Annotated in this window: 15 protein-coding genes and 1 pseudogene; 4 read left to right on the forward strand and 12 right to left on the reverse strand. The window is 57.6% G+C overall.

Annotated elements, in window-relative coordinates:
• Positions 1-69: 69 nt before the first annotated feature.
• From livJ to ftsY, 6 genes are all read right to left on the reverse strand, one after another.
• Entirely contained in the window at positions 70-1,170 is a 1,101-nt protein-coding gene (gene livJ / locus IM295_RS18945; RefSeq protein WP_072201786.1) for a branched chain amino acid ABC transporter substrate-binding protein LivJ, read from the reverse strand.
• Positions 1,171-1,367: 197 nt separating this feature from the next.
• The gene (locus IM295_RS18950; RefSeq protein WP_126346026.1) at positions 1,368-2,633 is read right to left on the reverse strand and encodes a 4-aminobutyrate--2-oxoglutarate transaminase; all 1,266 of its coding nucleotides are present in this window, start codon (positions 2,631-2,633) and stop codon (positions 1,368-1,370) included.
• A 136-nt stretch (positions 2,634-2,769) separates the two neighbouring features.
• Entirely contained in the window at positions 2,770-3,627 is an 858-nt protein-coding gene (rpoH, locus tag IM295_RS18955; RefSeq protein ID WP_028015143.1) for an RNA polymerase sigma factor RpoH, read from the reverse strand.
• 251 nt (positions 3,628-3,878) lie between these two features.
• Entirely contained in the window at positions 3,879-4,934 is a 1,056-nt protein-coding gene (gene ftsX / locus IM295_RS18960; protein WP_028015142.1) for a permease-like cell division protein FtsX, read from the reverse strand.
• Positions 4,921-5,592: a cell division ATP-binding protein FtsE gene (ftsE, locus tag IM295_RS18965; RefSeq protein ID WP_003861525.1), complete on the reverse strand. Its 672-nt coding sequence runs from the start codon at positions 5,590-5,592 to the stop codon at positions 4,921-4,923. The genes ftsX and ftsE overlap by 14 nt, the downstream gene beginning before the upstream one ends.
• A gap of 2 nt (positions 5,593-5,594) precedes the next feature.
• Complete coding sequence (gene ftsY / locus IM295_RS18970; RefSeq protein ID WP_126327285.1) at positions 5,595-7,055, reverse strand: signal recognition particle-docking protein FtsY; 1,461 nt, start codon at positions 7,053-7,055, stop codon at positions 5,595-5,597.
• A 127-nt stretch (positions 7,056-7,182) separates the two neighbouring features.
• Between ftsY and rsmD the strand changes: the two genes are divergently transcribed.
• Complete coding sequence (gene rsmD / locus IM295_RS18975; protein WP_193067175.1) at positions 7,183-7,785, forward strand: 16S rRNA (guanine(966)-N(2))-methyltransferase; 603 nt, start codon at positions 7,183-7,185, stop codon at positions 7,783-7,785.
• Entirely contained in the window at positions 7,769-8,050 is a 282-nt protein-coding gene (locus IM295_RS18980) for a DUF1145 family protein (RefSeq protein WP_014882110.1), read from the forward strand. The genes rsmD and IM295_RS18980 overlap by 17 nt, the downstream gene beginning before the upstream one ends.
• 59 nt (positions 8,051-8,109) lie before the next feature.
• Here the strand turns inward: IM295_RS18980 and IM295_RS18985 are convergent, their stop codons facing one another.
• Positions 8,110-8,466 (reverse strand): DUF2500 domain-containing protein, encoded by a 357-nt coding sequence (locus tag IM295_RS18985; RefSeq protein WP_028015139.1) that lies wholly within the window; start codon positions 8,464-8,466, stop codon positions 8,110-8,112.
• Positions 8,467-8,595: 129 nt separating this feature from the next.
• Here IM295_RS18985 and IM295_RS18990 point away from each other — a divergent pair, with 129 nt between their 5' ends.
• Together IM295_RS18990 and zntA are read left to right on the forward strand one after the other, a co-directional pair.
• A complete protein-coding gene (locus IM295_RS18990) occupies positions 8,596-9,222 on the forward strand; it encodes a lysoplasmalogenase (protein ID WP_028015138.1) in 627 nt (208 codons plus the stop codon).
• A gap of 76 nt (positions 9,223-9,298) precedes the next feature.
• The gene (gene zntA, locus IM295_RS18995; protein WP_193067176.1) at positions 9,299-11,470 is read left to right on the forward strand and encodes a Zn(II)/Cd(II)/Pb(II) translocating P-type ATPase ZntA; all 2,172 of its coding nucleotides are present in this window, start codon (positions 9,299-9,301) and stop codon (positions 11,468-11,470) included.
• 93 nt (positions 11,471-11,563) lie between these two features.
• Here zntA and IM295_RS19000 read toward each other — a convergent pair whose 3' ends face one another.
• The 5 genes and pseudogenes from IM295_RS19000 to ubiC form a co-directional block, all read right to left on the reverse strand.
• Complete coding sequence (locus IM295_RS19000; RefSeq protein ID WP_028015136.1) at positions 11,564-12,850, reverse strand: TRAP transporter large permease; 1,287 nt, start codon at positions 12,848-12,850, stop codon at positions 11,564-11,566.
• A 10-nt stretch (positions 12,851-12,860) separates the two neighbouring features.
• Positions 12,861-13,370: pseudogene (locus tag IM295_RS19005) on the reverse strand (TRAP transporter small permease).
• Positions 13,371-13,382: 12 nt separating this feature from the next.
• Positions 13,383-14,354 (reverse strand): TRAP transporter substrate-binding protein, encoded by a 972-nt coding sequence (locus IM295_RS19010; RefSeq protein WP_060573129.1) that lies wholly within the window; start codon positions 14,352-14,354, stop codon positions 13,383-13,385.
• Between the two features lie 200 nt (positions 14,355-14,554).
• Positions 14,555-15,424, reverse strand: a complete 870-nt coding sequence (gene ubiA / locus IM295_RS19015; protein ID WP_028015133.1) for a 4-hydroxybenzoate octaprenyltransferase — start codon at positions 15,422-15,424, stop codon at positions 14,555-14,557.
• Positions 15,425-15,436: 12 nt separating this feature from the next.
• The gene (gene ubiC, locus IM295_RS19020; RefSeq protein WP_193052750.1) at positions 15,437-15,934 is read right to left on the reverse strand and encodes a chorismate lyase; all 498 of its coding nucleotides are present in this window, start codon (positions 15,932-15,934) and stop codon (positions 15,437-15,439) included.
• Between the last annotated feature and the right edge of the window lie 126 nt (positions 15,935-16,060).

The following is a 16,060-nucleotide window of genomic DNA, read 5'->3' on the forward strand; positions in this document are numbered from 1 at the left end:
ACCCCGGCCCTCTCCCACGGGGAGAGGGAGAAAACATTAAAAAAGGCAACTTAAGTTGCCTTTTTGCTTTTATTTGGCGTCTGTCGCCGTTCCGTTAGCATGCCAGTCAAACACGCCGAACTCGAAGCCCTTCAGATCGCCCTTTGCGTCCCAGGAGAGCGGCCCCATCACGGTTTCCACCGTGTTGGCTTTCAGCCAGGTGGCAATCTCAGCCGGATCGGCTGACTGGTTCAGACCCGCCTGCAGAGACTGCAGCGCTGCGTAGGTGGTCCAGACGAACGCGCCGCTTGGATCCTGCTTCTTCGCCTTGATGGCATCTACGATAGGTTTGTTCGCTGGCACCTGGTCGTAGTTCTTCGGCTTGGTCACCAGCAGACCTTCGGCAGATTCACCCGCGATGTTAGACAGGGAAACGTTCGCCACGCCTTCCGGGCCCATGAACTGGGTTTTCAGACCCGCCGCGCGCGCCTGGCGCAGGATCTGGCCCATTTCCGGGTGGTAGCCGCCGTAGTAAACGAAATCGATATTCTCTTTCTTCAGACGCGCCACCAGGGTGGAGAAGTCTTTCTCGCCGGCGGTGATCCCATCAAAGAAGACCACGTTGGCATTGCCTTTTTTAAGACCGTCCTGCACCGCACGGGCCAGACCTTCACCATACTGCTGTTTGTCGTGAACAATCGCGATACGCTGCGGCTTCACTTTTTCAAGTATGTACTTAGCCGCCGTTGGGCCCTGATCGGAGTCCAGACCGGTGGTACGCAGGGTCAGCTTGTAGCCGCGCGCGGTCAGCTCCGGTGCGGTCGCAGCCGGGGTGATCATCAGAATACCTTCGTCTTCGTAGATGTCAGACGCGGGCTGAGTAGAAGAGGAGCACAGGTGACCGATAACGTATTTGATGCCGTCGTTGACCACTTTGTTCGCCACCGCGACCGCTTGCTTCGGGTCACAGGCATCGTCGTACTTTACGATCTGCAGTTTTTCGCCCTTGATGCCACCCTTAGCATTAATGTCTGCAACCGCCTGTTCTGCGCCCGTAAATTCCTGGTCGCCGTACTGTGCTACCGGACCGGACATTGCGCCCACCACGGCCACTTTAATATCTGCCTGCGCCATGGTGCTGAATGCCAACGCGATACATCCTGCCAGTAACGCTTTACCCTTCATGTTCATCCTGAGATTCCCCATTATTATGGTTATTACGATTGTTGTGATGTTGTTGTGCAGCGCTTTATTTCAGTTATTGGTGTGCTGTTCGCGCTTTTTCAGCATACTCTGCTAAAACATACCCCATTTTTATGATTTTGGAATAGCTAATTTGAAATGAATATATGATAAGCCCGACAGGATTTACCGCCGGGCTGGTGGCTTTAACGTGTCAGCGACGCGAAGATAATGTCCAGCGCTTTACGGAACTGCGCTTCTGGGATGGTAAGCGGATAAAGGAAGCGGATCACGTTGCCGTAAACGCCGCAGCTCAGGAGCAGCAGCCCTTCGTTCAACGCGCGCTCCTGCACCTGCCGGGTGAATTCCGGCGACGGTTGCCCGGATTGCGGATCGTTAAACTCTACCGCGACCATCGAGCCCTGGGCACGGATGTCGGCGATGAACGGGCAGTTTTCCTTCGCTTTGTTGAGCACTTCTACCAGATGATGGCCGAGGTGCGCCGAGCGCGTGCAGAGATCTTCCTCATCAATCACGTCCAGCACCGCGTGCGCCGCGGCAATCGCCAGCGGGTTACCTGCGTAGGTACCGCCCAGACCGCCAGGTGCAGGCGCGTCCATCACCTCGGCGCGGCCCGATACCGCTGAGAGCGGCATCCCGCCCGCGAGGCTTTTTGCCATGGTGATCAGGTCCGGCTTCACGCAGTGGTGTTCCATCGAGAACAGCTTGCCGGTGCGGGCGAAGCCGCTTTGCACCTCGTCGGCAATCAGCAAAATTCCGTGGGTATCGCACAGGGCGCGCAGCGCCTGCATAAAATCAGCGGGCGCAATGTTGAACCCGCCCTCTCCCTGAACCGGTTCGAGAATAATGGCCGCCACCTGGTCTGGGGCGATATCCGCCTTAAAGATGCGCTCCAGGCTTTTTAATGCTTCCGCCGTGCTGATGCCGTGCAGACCGTCAGGGAATTGAGCGTGGTATACCGAACCGGGGAACGGGCCGAAACCCAGCTTGTACGGCGCGACCTTACCGGTCAGCGCCATGGTCATAAAGGTGCGACCGTGGAACGCGCCGCCGAAGGTGATAAGGCCGGGGCGTCTGGTATACGCGCGGGCAATTTTGACCGCGTTTTCGACCGCTTCAGCACCCGTCGAGAAGAAGGCGGTTTTGGCCGGGCCGTTAATCGGCACGCGCTGGTTGATGCGCTCGGCAAGCGCCACATAGCCCTCATACGGCACAATCTGGTAGGCCGTGTGGGTAAAAGCGTGGAGTTGTTTTTCGATAGCGGAGATAACTTTGGGATGGCGATGGCCAGTATTCAGCACCGCGATCCCGGCGGCGAAGTCGATGTACTCATTGCCTTCCACGTCCCACACCGTGGCGTTTTCGGCTTTATCAGCATAGAAGTTACACATCACGCCGATGCCGCGCGGCGTCGCCTGTAAACGCCGGTCATTCAGTTCGTTATTTTTCACCCTGACCCCCTGAGAAAATCGCCTGCTTAGCGCATCAGTAAGTGTTTGCCAGGGGGGAGAAATTCGCCAGAGCGGGCGCTAAAAAAACAAAACCCCCGAATTTGCATTCGAGGGCTCTCGGTGTACTTCGCAGTAATTACGCTTCGATAGCGGCGCGAAGTTTTTTCATGGCGTTCTTTTCAAGCTGACGGACACGTTCAGCAGAAACGCCGTAGCGGTCGGCCAGCTCCTGCAGCGTGGACTTGTTGTCTTCGTCCAGCCAGCGGGCGCGGATAATATCCTGGCTACGCTCGTCGAGGCCTTCCATCGCATGGGTCAGCTTGTTCGCGGCCTGATCTTCCCAGTTGTCCTCTTCAATGCCGTCGGCAAAGTTAGAGGTTTTATCCTGCAGATACAGAACCGGTGCCATCGGCTGGCTGTCAGATGCGTCGTCGTCGGAGGACATATCAAAGGTCATGTCCTGCGCGGCCATACGGGATTCCATCTCACGGACGTCTTTGCTGGATACACCCAGCTCGCGCGCCACCATTTCCACTTCATCCTGATTGAACCAGCCCAGACGCTGCTTGGTTTTACGCAGGTTGAAGAACAGCTTACGTTGCGCTTTTGTCGTGGCGACTTTCACGATACGCCAGTTGCGCAGCACGTATTCATGAATTTCTGCTTTGATCCAGTGTACGGCGAAGGAGACCAGTCGCACGCCCACTTCCGGGTTAAAGCGACGTACAGCCTTCATCAGGCCGATGTTACCTTCCTGAATCAAGTCCGCCTGCGGCAGGCCATAGCCCGCATAGTTACGAGCAATGTGAACAACAAAGCGCAGGTGAGACAGGATCAGCTTTTTCGCTGCTTCCAGATCGCCCTGGTAATGCAGCTTTTCAGCAAGCTCCTTTTCTTCCTCGGCCGTTAACATCGGCCAGGTGTTCGCAGCCCGGATGTAAGATTCCAGGTTACCAACAGGGGCTAAAGCTAAAGTTTGCATTTCTTTGGTCATTCATTCCTCTCAATGTTTCTTCTGGTCCAGGCTGTCCCCGTCAGGCAACAACCATGCCAAAGCGTTTGAGCAACGAGATTAGCATTCACTCTTTTATCAGACAGTGATTTTATCCACAAGTTCCAGGTGCAACGGTGAATAAATTACGCACAAAATGTGACATGGAGATGATAACAGGGGAAGAGACAACAGGGACGCTTTCCCTGCAGAGCGAACATCTCGGTGCAGGGAAAGATTATATCACGCTTTTATTAGTCGGGAGTAAAGTGGCGTAAATGTTGAACCGTTGCCAGCCATGCGGCAATCCAGCCGATCATGGAGCACACCAGCAGCAACAGCAGGCACTCATCGAAGCCTAAGCCACTGATATCAAACTTAGTTCCGAAAACCTGCGCCACTTCTGTGACGGCAGACGAAAGCCGCATCACCAAAATTTCTGACAATATCAGTGAAAGAAATGCGCCGGAGAAACCGAGCAGTGCGCCACCGTAGAGGAACGGACGCAGGATGAAACCATCCGTTGCGCCAATCAGTTTTTGCACGTTGATGGTATCGCGACGCGCAAAGATGCTCAGACGCACGCTGTTACCGATGACGAGGAACACCGCCGCCACCATCAGCACGCCGATCATCGCCGACACGCGCCCCACCAGCCCGGTCAGCGCCGCAAGACGGGCAAACCAGCTGTCGTCCATGCGCACTTCATCAATCCCGTTGATGCGTGTGATGCGGTCGCGCAGGGTGTTGAGCGAATCGGTACCCTGGAAATCCAGCTTCGGGATCACCACCGCCACGGCGGGCAGCGGGTTCTCTTCCAGCATGTCCAGCGCGCCGCCAAAGCCTGACCAGTTACGGAACTCGCCCAACGCTTCTTCACGGGAGAGATAATTCACCTTCTCCACGCCCTGCTCGGCCTGGATTTGCCCGACCACCTGCGCCGCCGCGTTATCGTCGAGCGCTTTATCCAGATAAACGGTGATCTGCGGTGACGGGTAATACTGCGACGCCGCCTGGTTGACGTTCTTATAGACCATGTAGCAGACGCTTGGCAGCGTCAGGGAGATGGCGATCACCATCACCGTCAGGAACGTCGCCAGCGGTTTGCTTTTCAGATCCTGCAGCGCGCCGTGGAAGGCGTAGCGCACCTGTTCGTTAAACACGTTGGTCTTGCGGGAGGCCGGTTTCGGCGCCGCTTTCTGGCGCTTAGGCGCATTACGATTGCCGTCACCGCCGCCCTGCGGCTTACGGAAACGGTCGAACCGGTTCCCGAACTGCCGAATCTGGTTCATTGCATCACGCTTGTTCACCGTGGCCTCCGTGCAAATGCCCGTCGCTCAGAGTCAGCATGCGGTACGAACGACGGGAAATCAGCCCCATGTCGTGCGTCGCCATCAGTACCGTTACCCCTACGCGGTTGAATTCCTCAAACAGACGCAAAATCCCTTCGGACAGGGCATCGTCCAGGTTACCGGTCGGTTCATCCGCCAGCAGTACGGCAGGCTTGTTCACCACCGCGCGGGCGATGCCCACGCGCTGCTGTTCACCGCCGGAAAGCTGGATCGGGAAGTTCTTCGCTTTGTCCAGCAGTCCGACCTTGTCCAGCGCCGCAGAGACGCGACGGCGGATATCGTCATAGCTGGCGCCGGCAATAATCAGCGGGATCGCCACGTTATCGAAAACGGTGCGATCCATCAGCAGGTGGTGATCCTGGAAAATCATGCCGATCTGACGACGCAGAAACGGCACTTCGCGGTTTTTCAGACGGCTAATTTCGTGGCCGCTGAACCAGATTTTCCCGGCGCTTGGCCGTTCGATCCCACAGATAAGCTTGAGCAGGGTACTTTTCCCCGCGCCGGAATGGCCGGTCAGGAATGCCATCTCGCCTGGCTGCAGGTGGAACGTCACCCCCTGCAGCGCTTGTCTCCCACCGAGATAGGCCTTGCTGACGTGTTCAAAGCGAATCATTGTTAGTCCTCTCGGGCAAATAATGCCTCAATAAAGTCGTCCGCCTTAAACGGACGCAAATCCTCAATACGCTCGCCCACACCGATGTAGCGGATAGGAATGCCGAACTGGTCGGCCACGGAGAAGATCACCCCGCCTTTCGCGGTGCCGTCCAGTTTGGTCAGCGTGATCCCCGTCAGCCCTACCGCTTCATGGAACAGCTTCGCCTGGCTAATGGCGTTCTGCCCGGTGCTGGCGTCGATAGTCAGCATAATTTCATGAGGTGCATCTTCGTCCAGCTTCTTCATGACGCGGACGATTTTCTTCAGCTCTTCCATCAGGTGCGATTTGTTCTGCAAACGCCCTGCGGTGTCGGCAATCAGCACGTCCACGTTGCGCGACTTCGCCGCCTGGATGGCGTCGAAAATCACGGATGCGGAATCTGCGCCGGTGTGCTGGGCAATCACCGGAATGTTGTTGCGCTGGCCCCACACCTGGAGCTGCTCAACCGCTGCCGCACGGAAGGTATCGCCCGCCGCCAGCATCACCGATTTGCCCTGCTGCTCAAACTGGCGCGCCAGCTTGCCGATGGTGGTGGTTTTACCCACGCCGTTAACGCCAACCATCAGAATAACAAATGGCGTTTTGCCTTCAATATTAAGCGGTTCGTCAACTTTTGCGAGAATTTCACCCATCTCGTCTTTCAGCAGGCCGTACAGCGCCTCGGCGTCGCGCAGCTGTTTGCGGCTCGCCCCTTCGGTCAGGTTGGCGATGATCTTACGGGTAGTTTCCACGCCCACGTCCGCAATCAGCAGCTGCTCTTCCAGCTCTTCAAACAGATCGTCGTCGATCTTCTTGCCGCGGAAAAGACTGATAAATCCGGAACCTAAGTTTTCTTTGGTTTTGAGCAGGCTGCGCTTCAGGCGCGCGAAGAAACCTTCTTTGGTCGGTTTTTCCTGCTCCTGAACGATCTCTTCTTCGGCCTGCTCTTCCACCGGCACGACGATTACCGCTTCTTCAGCCGCTTCCGCCGCCAGCGCCTGAGCTTCCAGCTCTTCGTCGGTCAGCTCTGGCTCAAGTGCCGCCTCTTCTTCCACCGCCTCAACGATTTCAACGGTTTCCGCTTCGGCCTGCCACTCTTCGGCAGAAACCTCTTCAGCTTTAACCTCTTCGGGCAGCGGCAGCGCTTCGTGTTCGATAGCGGCCTGCGGCGCTTCGGTAAGGGTTTCTACGATAACCGGCTCTGGCTTCTCGCTCTCCTGAACCTGCTCAGTGACCTCAACCACCTCTTCGGCAAAGGATTCAATCTCTTCTTTGCTGTGCGCTGGTTCTTCCGCTTCGACAACCGCAGCGGTTTCGACTGGCGTTTCAGGCTGTGACGGCTCTTCTACAACCTGTTGCTCTTCGGTTTTCTGTTCTGTTTCTTGCTCTTTTTCACCGAAACCCAACCAGGAAAAGAAGCCACGTTTTTTTTGTTTTGCCATCTGCGACTACACTCCTCGCGGCGCTATATACAGGGAAGCTAAAAAAATGATGAAATAGTCTAACACTTTACTTAATTGACATCACCGCCCGCAATCGCAAGGCTATGGTTAACAGAGCTTTCCAGAGATGAAGAAACCCACCCGCGCCCCGGCCGGTCAAATTCGCATTATCGGCGGCCAGTGGCGAGGCCGGAAATTACCGGTGCCGGACAGCCCCGGTTTACGCCCTACAACTGACCGCGTTCGCGAGACGCTGTTTAACTGGCTTGCCCCATCAATGGTAGACGCCCACTGCCTGGACTGCTTCGCCGGAAGCGGTGCCTTAGGGCTGGAGGCGCTATCGCGCTACGCCGCCAGCGCCACGCTGCTGGAGATGGAGCGCGGCGTTGCGCAGACGCTGCAGCAAAATCTGGCGACGCTGAAGGCGACGAATGCGAAAGTGGTCAACACCAATACGCTGAGTTTCCTCGCGCAGCAGGGTACGCCGCATAACGTGGTCTTTGTCGACCCGCCGTTCCGCAAGGGGTTGCTGGAAGAGACGTTATCCCTGCTGGAGCACAATGGCTGGCTGGCGGATGACGCGCTGATTTATGTAGAAAGCGAAGTGGAAAACGGCCTGCCACCCGTTCCCGTTCTCTGGGATCTGCACCGCGAGAAGGTCGCAGGCCAGGTGGCTTATCGTCTGTATCACCGTCAGGCACAAGGAGGATCCGATGCCGGTACTGATTAACCTGGGACGCTTGCTGATGCTGGGCGTCTGGGCATTTTTGATTTTGAATCTGGTGCACCCGTTCCCGCGCCCGTTAAACATCTTTGTTAACGTGGCGCTGATTTTCACCTCGTTCATGCACGCCCTGCAGATGGTGATGCTGAAAAACGGCCTGCCGAAAGATGGCCCGCCGATGACCGGCTGGCAGCAGCTGCGGGTGTTTATTTTCGGCGTGTTTGAACTGCTGGTGTGGATGAAGAAGTTTAAGGCGCAGGTGAAGAAGTAAGGTGCGGTGTGATGCCCTCACCCTAACCCTCTCCCACGGGAGAGGGGACCGATCGCGCATTATTCAGCCCTAAAACCTACAAAACGCGACCCTTTATAGCTCAGCGTGCCTTTCTCTCCCACCGTCAGCTGATGGTACTGCTGCGCCTCCAGGCGGAAGGTCATCTCCAGACCGCCGGTTTCCGGCTTAAAGCTGGCTTCATAGCGCATGCCGGTGCCCGCAGGCGTCACCTGCTGCTGGCGAGAGCGGCGGTCGTTAAGCGGTTTCTCGCGTTTGTTCGCCACCACTACGCGCTTTTGCATCAGCGGCGCGGCGTCGTTGTCCGCCTTTTCGCGGCGCTGCTGCACGAAGCGAAACGAGGCGGCAATGACGATAATCGCCACCACGATAATGAAAAACAGCGGCATCTTGCTCATTGAAACATCCCATCAGATTATGCGGAATTCAGGATACCTCGCCTGCCCCGGCATTGCCAAACGCCCGCTCGCGTCACTACACTGGATCAGAAACTGATTATTCAGCCTCAACAGTTACAGGGAGTTAATATGCTTTGGTCATTTATCGCTGTCTGTTTTTCCGCATGGCTTTATGTCGATGCGTCCTATCGCGGTCCAGCCTGGCAGCGCTGGTTGTTTAAACCCGTCACGCTGCTGTTGCTTCTGCTGCTCGCCTGGCAGGCTCCGATGTTTAACGCCATCAGCTATCTGGTCCTCGCCGGGCTGTGTGCCTCCCTGATTGGTGATGCCTTAACCCTGCTGCCGCGTCAGCGCCTGCTGTATGCCGTGGGGGCATTTTTCCTCTCCCATCTGCTGTATACCATCTACTTTGCCAGCCAGATGACGCTCTCCTTCTTCTGGCCGCTGCCGCTGGTGCTGCTGGTGATTGGCGCGCTGCTGATTGCGGTGATCTGGTCGCGTCTGGAAGAGATGCGTCTGCCGGTATGCACGTTTATCGCCATGACGCTGGTGATGGTGTGGCTGGCCGGTGAACTGTGGTTCTTCCGCCCGACATCTCAGGCGATGTCCGCGTTCTTCGGCGCGGCGCTGCTGTTAATCGGCAATATCGTCTGGCTGGGCAGCCACTATCGCCGCCGCTTCCGCGCGGATAACGCGATTTCGTCCGCCTGTTACTTCGCCGGGCACTTCCTGATCGTGCGTTCATTGTATATCTAAATAACGCTTGACTCTGGAGTCGACTCCAGAGTGTATGCTGCGGTTAATGAGAAAATTATCATTACCGGAGACTGCCATGTCGACTCCAGAAATTCCAAAAAAAGTCCCACAATTCTCGGCGCTTAAGCTCAGCCCGGTTCCGCCGAAAGACGACTGCTGCTGCGAGGGCGCGTGCGAAACGCAGGTCGACGCGCTGCCTGAAGGCGGCAATCGCTACAGCTGGGTCATCAACGGCATGGACTGCGCGGCCTGCGCCCGCAAAGTGGAAAATGCGGTGAGGCAGGTACCGGGCGTGAACCACGTTCAGGTCCTGTTCGCCACCGAAAAGCTACTGGTCAGCGCCGAAAAAGACGTCAGCAAGCAGGTTGAAGCCGCCGTCAGCAAGGCGGGCTATACCCTGCGCAGCGAAACGGCACCTGCCGAAAAAACCTCTCCCCTGAAAGAAAACCTGCCGCTCATTACCCTCATCATCATGATGGCCCTGAGCTGGGGTCTGGAGCAGATTAACCACCCGTTCGGTAATCTGGCGTTTATTGCCACTACCCTGGTCGGGCTGTTCCCGATTGCCCGTCAGGCACTGCGCCTGATGAGAAGCGGCAGCTGGTTTGCCATAGAAACGTTGATGAGCGTGGCGGCCATTGGCGCGCTGTTCATTGGCGCGACGGCGGAAGCGGCGATGGTGCTGCTGCTGTTCCTGATCGGCGAACGGCTTGAGGGCTGGGCAGCGAGCCGGGCGCGCAAAGGGGTGAGCGCGCTGATGGCGCTGAAGCCAGAAACCGCCACGCGGGTTAATGAAGGCAAACGTGAAACGGTCGCCATCAACACGCTGCGACCGGGCGACGTGATTGAAGTCGCCGCGGGTGGGCGTCTGCCTGCCGATGGGGCTCTCATTACCGCCACCGCGAGCTTTGACGAAAGCGCCCTGACCGGTGAATCCATTCCGGTGGAGCGTGCGGCAGGCGAAAAAGTCCCTGCCGGTGCCACCAGCGTCGACCGCCTGGTGCAGCTCAAAGTCCTGTCCGAGCCGGGCGACAGCGCCATCGACCGTATCCTGAAGCTGATTGAAGAGGCCGAGGAGCGCCGCGCGCCGGTCGAACGCTTTATTGACCGCTTCAGCCGGATTTACACCCCCGCCATCATGCTGGTCGCCCTGCTGGTCACCGTCGTTCCACCGCTGTTCTTCGGCGCGCCGTGGGAGGGCTGGATTTATAAAGGGCTGACCCTGCTGCTGATTGGCTGCCCGTGCGCGCTGGTGATCTCTACGCCCGCGGCGATTACCTCGGGGCTGGCGGCAGCGGCACGTCGCGGGGCGCTGATTAAGGGCGGCGCGGCGCTGGAACAGCTGAGCCAGGTTCAGCATATCGCCTTCGATAAAACCGGCACGCTGACGGTTGGCAAGCCGCAGGTCACCGGCGTCTATCCGCAGGACATCAGCGAAGACGAACTGCTGATAATGGCCGCCGCCGTTGAGCAGGGCTCCACTCACCCGCTGGCGCAGGCGATAGTGCGTGAAGCGCAGAGGCGCGGGCTGGCTATCCCTTCGGCAACCGCCCAACGGGCGCTGGTCGGGTCAGGGATTGAGGCCGTCGTCGACGGCAAAAAGGTGCTGATTGTTGCGGCGGGCGCGTTCTCTCATCCACAGGTTGAGGCGTTAGAGCAGGCCGGGCAGACGGTCGTTGCCGTGATGCAGGACGGCGTGTCGAAGGGCATGCTGGCACTGCGCGACACTCTGCGCGATGACGCCAAAGACGCCGTGGCGGCGCTGCATCAGCTGGGCGTACAGGGCGTGATCCTCACCGGCGATAACCCGCGCGCGGCGGCCGCGATTGCCGACGAGCTGGGGTTGGCGTTTAAGGCTGGTTTGTTGCCAGCGGATAAGGTCAGCGCGGTAACTGAACTGAACAGCCACGCCCCGCTGGCGATGGTCGGTGACGGGATAAACGATGCCCCGGCGATGAAAGCCTCAACCATTGGCATTGCCATGGGCAGCGGCACCGACGTGGCGCTGGAGACCGCCGACGCGGCGCTAACGCACAACCGCCTGACCGGGCTGGCGCAGATGATCGCTCTTGCGCGGGCGACGCGCGCCAATATTCGCCAGAACATCGGCATTGCGCTGGGTCTGAAGGGGATATTTCTCGTCACTACGCTGCTCGGCATGACCGGACTATGGCTGGCGGTGCTGGCGGACACCGGGGCGACGGTGCTGGTCACGGCGAACGCGTTGAGATTATTACGGCGGAAATAAAAACGCCCGGTGGCGGCTGCGCCTTACCGGGCCAATAACAACTCTGAACCGTAGGCCGGGTAAGGCGCAGCCGCCACCCGGCAAAAAACGGCGTTACTGCATCCCCAACATCCTCGGCAGCCACAATGATATAGCCGGGATGTACGTCACCATCCCCAGCACCACCAGCAACATACCGTAAAACGGCAGCATCGCCCGTACCACGGTTTCAATCTTCTGCTTGCTCACCGCGCTCGCCACAAACAGCACCGACCCGACCGGCGGGGTGATCAGCCCGATCCCCAGGTTAACCATCATGATCATCCCGAAGTGCACCGGGTCGATCCCCAGAGAGTTGGTCACCGGCAGCAGCACCGGCGTCAGGATCAGGATGATCGGCGCCATGTCCATCAGCGTGCCGATCAGCAGCAGCATGATGTTGAGATACATCAGGATCACGTACTTATTATCAGAGAGCGACGTGAAGAACTCGGTGATGCGCATCGGCAGCTGCATGTAGGTCATCACCGCGCCAAACGCCGCGGCAAAGCCGATTAAAATCATCACGATGGTGACGGTTTTCACCGTGCGGCACATCAGCTTCGGCAGTTCGCTCCATTTGTAGTCGCGGTAGATAAACATGGTGACGAAGAATGCCCACAGGCAGGCCACGGCGGCGGATTCCGTCGCCGTAAATATCCCGGACAAGATCCCGCCGAGGATAATCACCACCGTCATCAGCCCCCACAGGGCATCAAGTAAAATCTTCACCGCCTGCTTAAACGGGATTTTCTCACCCTTCGGGTAACCGCGCTTGTGGGCGAATCCGAGACAGAGGATCATCAGGCACAGCCCCAGCAGCAGCCCCGGCAGCACGCCGGCGATAAACAGCGTGGCGATGGAGACCGTTCCCCCCGCCGCCAGGGAATAAATCACCGAGTTGTGGCTGGGCGGGATCAGAATCGCCTGCACCGACCCGCTCGCCGTGACCGCCGCCGCGTATTCGCGCGGATAGCCCTTCTTCTCCATCTCCGGGATCATCACGCTGCCGATGGACGCTGTATCCGCCACCGACGAGCCAGAAATCGCGCCGAAGAACGTCGAGGCGACGATGTTCACCAGCGACAGCCCGCCGCGGATAAAGCCGACAAACACATAGGCGAAGTTAACCAGCCGTCGGGCAATGCCCCCTTCCGCCATAATCGCTCCGGCAAGGATGAAGAACGGGATCGCCAGCAGGGTAAATTTGTTCACCCCACTGGTGATCTGGATCATCAGCGCCTCCAGCGGTAAATCAATCCACAGCGCACCTGCCACGGCGCTCAGCCCCACGGCGAAGGCCACCGGCATCCCCAGCGCCAGCAAAATGGCGAGGGTGAATAACAAAACAAAAGCATCCATTGTTCACCCCTTAACTGTGATTGCCGATCAGCACGACCGGACGGTTTTCCTGCGCGCCAAACAGCAGGCGTTCAAGCACGAACAGAATCAAAATCGCCGACCCGATCGGCAGCGGCAGGTAGCTTTCGCCGGAAGTCAGGATCGGAAACTCCGCCACCGGCTGCTCCCAGAGCTCGACGCACAGCCAGTAGCTGTACCAGCACATCAGACCGGAAATCAGCAGCATCAGCAGATCAACCACACGTACACACAGCTTTTGCAGCGACGCGGGCAGACGGTCGGTGAGCATATTGACCGCAATGTGTGACCCGGCGCGGTAGCTCACCGCCGCGCCGATGAAGGTGAACGTCACCATGCAGATAATGGCGACGGGCTCCGGCCAGGATTAGCCGCGGTTGAGCACGTAGCGTGAAAAGATGCCGATGGGGATGACAATCGTCATCACCAGCAGCGAGACACCCGCCACCGCCATGGCGAGCAGGTACAGACGGTCCATCCACTTCAGGTAGAGTTCGGACATACGTACTCCGTATTACTGGACGTCAGCGATGGCTTTCATCAGATCCTGATGCTTGTCGCCATACTGGGCGCGCACCGGCTCTGTGGCCTTGATGAATACCGTCTTATCGATATCGTGGAACTGCACGCCGCCCGCCTTCATTTTCGCCAGCGCCTGGTCGTTATACGCATTCCACAGCTTGCGCTGTTCGAACTGCGCTTCACGGGCCAGGGTCAGGATTTTTTGCTGTTCATCAGCGCTCAGCTTGTCCCATTTCACTTTTGAATAGAGCAGCATTTCCGGAGTGATAAAGTGGCCGCTGAGGGTGTAGTTTTTAGCAACCGGCATGTAGTTGTGGGCGATAAAGGTGGGCGGGTTATTCTCCGCGCCGTCGATCACGCCGGTCTGCATGCCGCTGTAAACCTCGCTAACGCCCATCGCCACCGAGTTCGCCCCCATGTCCTTCAGCGTGGCGAGTGCCACCGGGCTGCCCTGCACGCGGATTTTCTTCCCTTTCAGATCTTCAGGTTTGACGATCGGCTCTTTGGTGATCAGGTTGCGGGTGCCGGAATCCATCCAGCCGAGGAACACCAGGCGGGATTTCGGGTTGGCGGTCAGCTTGTCGCCGATCTGCTTGCCGATATCCCCGTCGATCACTTTATGCATATGATCCTCATCGCGGAAAACGTACGGCAGGGTGAAGACTTCGATATCCGGCAGGATGGCGGCAACCGGCGCCATGGAGACGCGGATCATATCAATCGCCCCCATCTGCGCCTGCTCAATCATCTGCTTTTCATCCCCCAGCACGCCGCCGGGGAAGACCTTAATCTCCAGCTTGCCGTCGGTTTGCTGTTTGAGTTTTTCACCCATCTGCTGAACCGCCACCACGTTCGGGTAGCCTTCAGGATGCACATCGGCGGCTTTGATGGTTTGGGCAGAAACGGTGCAGGCAAAAGCAGACAGGCACAGCGCGGCCAATAACGGCTTGAGGGTCGTTTTCATTGAGTCAGCTCCAGGGTAGCGATGTCAGCGTTAAAACAGTGTTTTATTTTTTTACGCTTAGAAAATAGACTAGCCCGGGAGAAGCGTAGGTGAAGCGCCTCACAAAAGCGCGAATTTATGAAACGATGGTTTAAATTTGTGAGGGCGGTAATGCAGGGTAACGATGCGGCCATACCCGGCGGGGCATGACCGCGCGTCAATCAGGAAAAATAGCTCATGACCAGGCCTAAAAACAGCACCAGTCCGACATAGTTATTGTTCATAAACGCTTTAAAGCAAGCTTCACGTTCGCGTTTTGCAATCAGCTTCTGCTGGTAGGCAAACAGCAGCCCTGCTACCAGTATCGACCAGTAAAATTCCCAGTTCAGCCCGTTCAGGCGCGCAATCGCGACCATCAGCGCCAGTACCGCAACCTGCAGAATGCCAATGATAAGTTTGTCCTGACGTCCAAAGAGAATGGCGGTGGATTTAATGCCAATTTTCAGGTCATCGTCGCGGTCAACCATCGCGTATTGCGTGTCATACGCCACGGCCCAGAGGATGTTCGCCAGGAACATCAGCCAGCAGCTAAGCGGTAAGGACTCACTAACTGCCGCAAACGCCATCGGAATCGACCAGCCAAACGCCGCCCCCAGCACCACCTGAGGCAGATGGGTGTAGCGCTTCATAAAGGGATAAACCCAGGCCAGAGCAAGCGCCGCGACGGACAGCAGAATCGTCATGGTGTTCAGGGTTAATACCAGCAGGAAAGAGAGCAGCACCAGAACGATGAACAGTACGCGCGCTTCTTTCCCGGTCACCTGGCCGCTGGGTAGCGGGCGGTTGGCAGTGCGCTTTACGTGGCCGTCAAATTTACGATCGGCATAGTCATTCACCACGCAGCCCGCCGCGCGCATCAGCCAGACGCCGGCAACGAATACGCCCAGGATCCACAGCGGCGGCATGCCCGGCGTGGCCACCCACAGCGCCCATAAGGTCGGCCACAGCAGCAGCAACGCGCCAATGGGTTTATCGGTACGCATTAAGCGGTGATACGCCAACAGCTTATTCTGCGTCAGGGTCCACTCCATTTTTTCTTCCTCTTAGTACAACGGTGATGCCGGTAAAAATAGCTCCGTCAGGATTAACGGCTTACCGCTCAGACGAAGGCGGGAACGGCGCCCCCACAGTTCGGCATCACGCCCAATTTCAATGAAATCCCTGGTCAGCTCAGATGAGGTGAAAAGATAACGTCCCAGCGGCGTTTTCCCCAGCCGCTGCAGCGCCAGCTCAGGCCCGGATAGGGTAGATTCGGGCACCACCGTCCGCCCGGCAAGCCAAGGATCGCCATCGGCACAGAGTAAAATTTCACGCAGCCAGTAGCGTTCCTCTTGCGGCAACAGCGGCAGCTCGCTGGCGATCTCATCTCCGGAGACAAACCCTTCCTGTATCAGGGTTACCGTGACCGTTTTACCCTGCTGCTCAAAACGTTTTGTCATGGAATCTTCCAGCAGCAACCAGTCCAGCTGCTGCGGATCAAGCGCAGGTATTTGGTCGAAATAGCGCAGCGCACGCAGTTGCGTTAGCGCGGGGTGTGACATGCCAGACTCTCCGATACATAACGTAATGGCATTGTATCGCAGAAACGGGCAATGAGGGGGGGCCAAACGTTATTTAACGATCACTATCGCAACATAGGCGCAACAGCCTGGCGAATACGAAAAAAA

The sequence above is a fragment of the Enterobacter cloacae complex sp. P14RS genome, from assembly GCF_014895895.1.
Lineage (GTDB): Bacteria > Pseudomonadota > Gammaproteobacteria > Enterobacterales > Enterobacteriaceae > Enterobacter > Enterobacter bugandensis.